This is a genomic window from Streptococcus sp. HMSC070B10 (assembly GCF_001808665.1).
Taxonomy (GTDB): Bacteria; Bacillota; Bacilli; order Lactobacillales; family Streptococcaceae; genus Streptococcus.
The window spans coordinates 43,859-51,833 of the sequence record NZ_KV794173.1; the positions used below are offsets into that span (position 1 = coordinate 43,859).

Annotated in this window: 2 protein-coding genes and 1 pseudogene; all 3 read left to right on the forward strand. The window is 38.9% G+C overall.

Annotation, left to right across the window (positions count from 1 at the left end; translation table 11 throughout):
• Position 1: 1 nt before the first annotated feature.
• Positions 2 to 5,824: a ZmpA/ZmpB/ZmpC family metallo-endopeptidase gene (locus HMPREF2613_RS05215; protein ID WP_070479468.1), complete on the forward strand. Its 5,823-nt coding sequence runs from the start codon at positions 2 to 4 to the stop codon at positions 5,822 to 5,824.
• A gap of 72 nt (positions 5,825 to 5,896) precedes the next feature.
• Complete coding sequence (gene pabB, locus HMPREF2613_RS05220) at positions 5,897 to 7,618, forward strand: aminodeoxychorismate synthase component I (RefSeq protein WP_070479470.1); 1,722 nt, start codon at positions 5,897 to 5,899, stop codon at positions 7,616 to 7,618.
• A gap of 89 nt (positions 7,619 to 7,707) precedes the next feature.
• A pseudogene (locus HMPREF2613_RS05225) lies at positions 7,708 to 7,975 on the forward strand (N-acetylmuramoyl-L-alanine amidase family protein); the annotation flags it as partial.

Sequence of the window (7,975 nt, forward strand, 5' to 3'; positions counted from 1 at the left end):
AATGAGAAAAACAAAACAACAACTAGAAAAGATTACCAAATATTCGATTCGTAAGCTAACTGTTGGGGTAGGTCCTGTAGCCATTGGGGCCTTCCTTTTTGGTGCTAGTACCCTTTCAGTAGACAAGGTACAAGCAAATGAAGTGGGGCAAGCAAATACTGTTCATTATCGCTATCTTGCCGAACAGGAATTGACCGAGTCTGAAAAAGCTCTGATTCATCATGAGGTTCCAACAGAATTTCAAGATGAAGATATTATTTATGTAGTTTATCGCAAGAAGGCGACTACCAGTCAACAACTTCCTTACACAGGAAGTAAGGAAGTCGCTCTAGCAGGTCTTGGCTTGGCAACAGCCTCGCTAGCGGTTCTATTAGTTTCAAAGAAACACCGCAGTAAAGTACTAGGGGTTCTGTTAATCAGCTCTATTGGAGTCAGCAATTTTGTACCTTTTACTGCCTTTGCATTTGAAAATAAAGAATTGCTTTCTTATAACCAAACTATTTCGGCTTCTACACATGAAGGTTTGGCTGAAGGGATTATCCACATTGATGGCTATGAATACATTGGATACTTCAAGGAAGCAGAACTCCATCCATCAAGGCCAGCTTCAGCTGAGAAGCCTCAGTTGCCAGTAGAAAAGCAAAGTGCAAATGAAATTGATAAGACAGAAGTAGTTCAAGAAAAACCAGTTTCTGAGAAACCTCAGTCAAGACTGGAAGAGAGCTTGGTAGATATTCCTTTTGAAACAGTCACAAGCCCAGATACCAATCTAGCAGAAGGACAGACTCGTATCGTCACAGCTGGAGTAAATGGTCAGCGTCGCATTGTAACCAAAGTATCGATGGTTAATGGTCAAGAAGTTAGAGAAGTCATCGAAGACCAAGTGGTTCAAAATCCTGTTTCGCAAGTCATTGCAGTCGGAACTAAGAAAGAAGAGCAACCTGCCCCAACTCCAGTACCACAAGCTGAACCAACGCATCAGGTAGCTAAAGGAACGCAAGAGGCAGGCAAAGAAGGTCAAGCCTTAACGCAACCAACCTTACCAAAGGCTCCCGTAGAAGCAAAAGGAACCCAAGAGGCAGGCAAAGAAGGTCAAGCTCTAACACAACCAGAACTACCAGAGGCTCCAGTTGAAGCAAAAGGAACCCAAGAGGCAGGCAAGGAAGGTCAAGCTTTAACACAACCAACCTTACCAGAAGCTCCAATCGAAGTAAAAGGTACACAAGAGGAAGGTAAAACTGGCCAAGCCCTTATACAAGAACAGTTACCTGAGTACAAAGTAACTGAGGGAACCCTTGTTGAAACATCGACTACAGACCTAGACTACAAAACTGAAACGATAGAGGACCCAACCAAGTATACGGACGAAGAAACTGTCCTACGAAATGGTGAAAAAGGTAGCCAAGTTACTAAAACAACTTATAAAACAGTAGAAGGTGTTAAAACGGACCAAGTTCTTTCAACTAGCACAGAAGTTACCAAGGAACCTGTAAACCAACAGGTAAGTCGTGGAACAAAACCAATTGAAGGAACTCTGGTGGAAGAAAGTTTTGAAAAGATTCCATTTAAGGAAGTTATTAAAGAAGATGACCAACTGAAAAAGGGTGAAAGAGTTACTGTCCAAGAAGGAAAAGATGGGCAGAAAAAAGTTACCAAGACTTACAAAACTATCAAAGGTTTAAAAACTGAAGAAGCACCTAAAATTGTGGAACAGGTTCTGGAGTTAGACCAAGATCGTATCGTCAAATTAGGAACTAAAAACTTTGAAAAACCAATCTTAAGTTTGTCACTTGTTGATGTTAATGATTTGAAACGATCATCTCAAATTCGTTATAATTTGGAAAATCCAAGTAAGACAGCCATTAAATCTATTACCTTAACTCTGAAAAAGGGTGATGAGATTGTGAAGACATTGAATGTTTCACCAGAAGATCTAACAGCTTCTTTGACAGACTTACAGTACTACAAAGATTATAAACTTGAAACGAAGATGGTTTATGACCGTGGTGAGGGTGATGAGGAAGAAGTTCTGAAAGAAGAACCGCTAAGAATTGACCTCAAAAAAGTTGAAATCAAAAACATCAAAGAAACAAGCTTGATGAGTGTGGATGCTGACGGTAACGAAACAGACACTAGTTTGCTGACAGAAAAACCAGCTGATCTTGCTCCACTCTACCTACGAGTTACAACTCACGACAACAAAGTTACAAGACTGGCTGTTGACAAGATTGAAGAAGTAGAAAAAGACGGAAAAACTTTATACAAAGTCACTGCCAAAGCACCTGATTTAGTTCAACACACAGATGTTTCTAAATTGGCAAACGAGTATGTTCATTATTTTGAAAAACAAAAAGCACACGATGGTGATGTATATTATAGCTTTAACGACCTAGTAACGGCTATGAAAGCTAATCCAAGTGGTACCTTTAAACTTGGTGCAGATTTGAATGCAGCAAATGTACCAACTCCGAATAAACAATATGTACCTGGTAAATTTAGCGGAACTTTAACAAGTGTTGACGGTAAACAATATACCATTCATAATATGGCTCGTCAGTTATTCGATAACGTTGAAGGTGGTACAGTTAAAAACATTAACTTAGGTAATGTTAATATTAATATGCCTTGGATTGAAAATATTTCCGCACTATCAAGAGTAATTAAAAATGCCACAGTTGAAAATGTTAAGGTAACTGGTAGTATCCTTGGTAAAGATGGTATTGCTGGTATCGTAAATAAAGGAGATACTGGTGGATTTCTTAAAAATGTTGCTTTCATCGGTAAACTAACAGGTGTCGGTAACAAAGGTTGGGATCTTGGTGGTATCGCCGGAGAACTTTGGCGTGGTAATATTAAACATGCATACGTAGATGCTGATATTGTTGCAGATAGAGCACGTGTTGGTGGACTTGTCGCTAGAACCGATAACGGTTCTGATCCTAATGGTATTGATAAATACGCTTCTGTTCGTAACGCTGTTACTAAAGGAACTATTGATGTGAAGAACCCTGTTGATGTAGGTGGTTTCATTAGTAAAAACTGGACATGGGGGCGTGTTGCTGACACAGTTTCAATGATGAAAGTCAAAAACGGTGAAGAATTCTACGGTTCTAGAGATTTAGAAGCAGAAGGTGGATATTACACAAAAAACTGGATTGAAAGAAACTACGTTGTTAAAGATGTGAGTGAAGGTTCTCACTCATTTAACGGTTCTCGTAGTAATCGAATCCAAGAAATCAGCCTAGAAGATGCAAATAAAAAAATAGAATCATTCGGAATTACAGCTGATAAGTTTGAAATTAAACCTCTTGTTGAAGATGCACTTAATAACGTAAAACCAAAAACAGATACTTATAAAGATACTCAAGATTATGACGTATCTCGCGAACTTGCTTATCGTAACATCGAAAAACTTCAACCATTCTACAATAAAGAATGGATTGTCAACCAAGGGAACAAGATTCCTGCAGATTCTAAATTACTAACTACTGAAGTTTTATCTGTTACAGGTATGAAAGATGGACAATTTGTGACCGACTTATCAGATGCTGACCATATTATGATTCATTATGCTGATAAGACGAAAGAAATTAAGGCTATTACACAAAAAGAATCTAAGGTTCAACAAGTTCGTGAATATAGTATTGAAGGATTGGGTGATATTGTATATACACCAAATATGGTTGTTAAAGATAGGACACAATTGATCAGCGATATCAAAGCTAAATTAGCTTCTGTTGAACTTGATTCAGATGAAGTTCGTAAGATTAATAACAATCCTAAGATGTTATACATGGAAGAAAGCTTCAAAGAAGTAAAAGATAATCTTGATGCTTTAGTTAAAGCTTTAGTTGAAAATGAAGACCATCAATTAAATACGGACGAAGCAGCTAAACGTGCATTGATTAAAAAAGTTGAAGATAACAAAGCTAAAATCATGTTAGCTCTGGCTTATTTAAACCAATACTATGGAATTAAATTTGACGGATTAAATATCAAAAATATGATGGCCTTCAAACCGGATTTCTACGGTAAGAACGTTAACGTACTTGATAGATTAATCAGCTTCGCATCAAATGGTAACAACCTAAAAGGTGATCAATCACACGATGCATTTAACAGAGCTCTTGCAAGTGCTACTGGTAAAGCTAACTTACACGAATTCCTGAAGTACAACATGGAATTATTCACTAGTGAAACAGATATGAATACTTGGTTCAAGAATAACATTGCAGATAACGCTTATGTTGTTGAGAAACAATCATCAAATCCAGATTTCGCTAATAAGAAACATAAATTATATGAAGTAATTAATAATGGGCATCACGGACGTTATATTTTACCACTTCTGAATTTGAAGAAAGCGCATATGATCTTAATTACGACCTATAATACCATTGCCTTTAGTTCATTTGAGAAATATGGTAAGAACACAGCAGAAGAACGTGAAGCGTTCAAGAAGCAAGTTGATTTACGTGCGCAAGAACAAATCAATTATTTAGACTTCTGGTCAAGACTTGCTGCTGATAATGTACGAAATAATCTTCTTAAGAGTGAAAATATGGTACCATCTGCAATTTGGGATAACCATGATGTACCAGGTTTGGGATGGGTTGACCGTATGGGACATACGAAGAAAGGCGATTTTGCTCCAATTCGTGAATTCTATGGTCCGACTGATAAGTGGCACGGATACAATGGAATGGGTGCATACGCTTATATCTTCCAAAATCCACAACCACAAGAGGCCGTATATTACATCATCTCTAGCATGATTAGTGATTTTGGTACATCTGCATTCACTCACGAAACAACTCACATCAATGACCGTATGGCCTACTTAGGAACATGGCGTCACCGTGAAGGAACAGACGTTGAAGCCTTTGCTCAAGGTATGTTGCAATCACCATCAGTTTCAAATCCAAATGGTGAATATGGTGCCTTAGGATTAAACATGGCTTACGAACGTCAAAATGATGGAAATCAAATTTACAACTATAATCCAAATGTGTTAAATAGTCGTGAGAAAATCGATCACTACATGAAGAATTACAATGAATCCATGATGATGCTTGATTACTTAGAAGCTGAGTCTGTAATCAAGAAAAATACTGGAACAAATGATAAGTGGTTCAAGAAGATCGATAAGAAATATCGTGAAAAAGCGGATCGCAATGGCTTAGTTGGTGAACCACACCAATGGGATTTAGTTCGTGATTTGAATGATGGCGAAAAGAATACGAAGCTGACAAGTATTGATCAACTGGTTGATGGAAACTTTGCAACGAAACATGGATTACCAGGAAATGGTCATTACCGTACTGAAGGATTTGATTCTGCTTATACTGTAGTAAATATGATGACAGGTATTTATGGTGGTAATACAAGTAAGAGTGCGGTTGGTTCAATCTCATTCAAACATAATACCTTCCGTATGTGGGGTTACTTCGGTTATCTAGACGGGTTCTTAGGTTATGCATCAAACAAATACAAGCAAGAATCTAAAGCTGCTGGTAATGTAGGTCTTGGTGATGACTTTATTATTAATAAAGTTTCTAACGGCAAATTCCAAAGCTTAGAAGCATGGAAGAAAGCATGGTATCATGAAGTACACGAAAAAGCCCAAAGAGGTTTTGTTGAAATTGAAATCGATGGTCAAAAGATTTCAACTTACGCACAACTTCAGACCTTATTTGATGCAGCGGTCGAAAAAGACCTTCAAGGTAATGATTTCAAGAATACTGTAGATCTTAAATGGAAGGTTTACAAACAACTCTTGCAAAAATCAGATGGATTTGCTGGTGATTTATTCACTAAAGCATAATCAATAGTAAGAAAATAATAAAAAGGTAGATCAGCTTTGTCTGAATCTGCCTTTTTATGCTATACTTGAAATATGCATAGAAAAACAGTGATTGATTTTAGGGCTTTGGGGGAGAGATACACCTTTACCCAGCCTATTAAAGAGTTAAAAACGAGAGATTTAGCAGAAGTGGCAGATTTGCTGGCACAAGTGGAAAGCTACCAAGAGCAAGGCTATTATGTGGTGGGCTATGTCAGCTACGAGGCTGCACCTGCTTTTGAGGAGAAATTAGCAGTTCATAAAGCTCCTTTATTGGCAGAGTACCTGCTATATTTTACAGTTCATGATAGGGTAGAAACATCCCCTATTCCTCTGACTTATGATGAGGTTGATTTGCCTTCAAACTGGCAGGAAGTAACGTCTGCAGCGGACTATGAAAAGGCGATTGCCCAGATTCACCATCATTTGCGGCAGGGGGACACCTACCAGGTAAACTACACCGTACAACTAAAACAAGACTTAAGTGCCAATCCTTTTGCTATCTACAATCGTATGGTGGTAGAGCAGGAGGCAGGTTACAATGCTTATGTTGAACATGACGAGATGGCAGTGATTTCCATGAGTCCAGAGCTCTTTTTTGAGCAAAATGGCCGCGAGTTGACAACGCGACCAATGAAGGGAACGATCCAGCGTGGAGTGACTGACCAAGAAGATCTTGCCCAAGCTAGTTGGTTAGAACAGGATCCCAAAAATCGCTCTGAAAATATGATGATTGTGGACCTCTTGCGCAATGATATGAATCGTATTTCTGAAGTGGGGAGTGAGCATGTGGAGCGTTTGTGTCAAGTGGAGCAATATTCGACTGTCTGGCAGATGACTTCGACTATCAAGAGTCGGTTGCGAGAGGATGTTGACCTTGTTGAAATCTTCCGCTCTCTCTTTCCTTGTGGTTCCATAACAGGAGCTCCGAAAATTGCGACTATGGAGATTATAAAGGACTTGGAACCACAACCGCGTGGAGTCTACTGTGGAACCGTTGGTCTCCTGCTTCCAAGTGGGCGCCGGATTTTTAATGTTGCTATCCGAACTATTCAACTGTATCAAGGGAAAGCCATCTATGGAGTTGGCGGAGGAATTACATGGGATAGCACCTGGGAGTCTGAATACCGTGAAGTTCATCAAAAGGCAGCTGTTCTCTATCGTAAAGAAGCTCGTTTCCAACTGATTACTACAGGGAAAATCAGCCAGAAGAACTTGCTGCTTGAGAATCAACATATAGAAAGGCTGAGAAAAGCTAGTCGGTATTTTGCCTTTCCATTTGATTCAGAAAACTTGAAACAAAAGATAGAGGAGGAGTGTCAGGTTTGTGATGCTAATCAAGATTACCGCTTACGTATTTCTCTCAGCAAGTCTGGAGAGATAGAAGTCGAACGCCGAGTATTAACACCCCTCAGTACAAGCTTTTGTCAGGCCAAACTTTGTCTGCAAGAAGCGGATTTGAATCAATCCTTTACCTACTTCAAAACGACTCACCGACCGCATTTGAACCTAGGAGAGCAAGAGATCATTTATCATAATGTAAAAGGAGAACTTCTTGAAACCTCTATCGGAAATTTGGTTCTGAAAATCGATGGGAAACTCTACACACCGCCTATCCGACTGGGAATCTTACCAGGAATTTACCGTCAACATTTGCTGGAAATAGGACAGGCAGAAGAGAAAGTTTTGACCTTGGCAGATTTTGCCCAAGCAGAAGCTATCTATGGCTGTAATGCAGTGAGAGGATTGTATGAGTTGCAAGTGATAGGATTGTGAGTTTTATCTATTAATAGCTTTTAGTATATATTAATACATATTTTTGTTATAATGTAATCGTAAATAATAAAAATTTAAAGGAGATTTTTATGAGAAAATCAAAAAAAATTTTGGTTACAAGTTTAGCAGCAACTACTTTTGCACTTGTTTCTCTTTCAGATACAATGGGGATGTTGCCTTTCTCATCTCAGAAAGTATCTGCTCAAGAAAAGGATGCGTCTAAAAATGGTAAGATTGAAAAAGAGAATACAAAACCCGCACCAAAACCCGCACCAAAACCCGCGCCGAAGCCAGTATCAAAACCTGCGCTGAAGCCTGCACCAAAACCTGCACCAAAACCCGCACCAAAACCCGCGC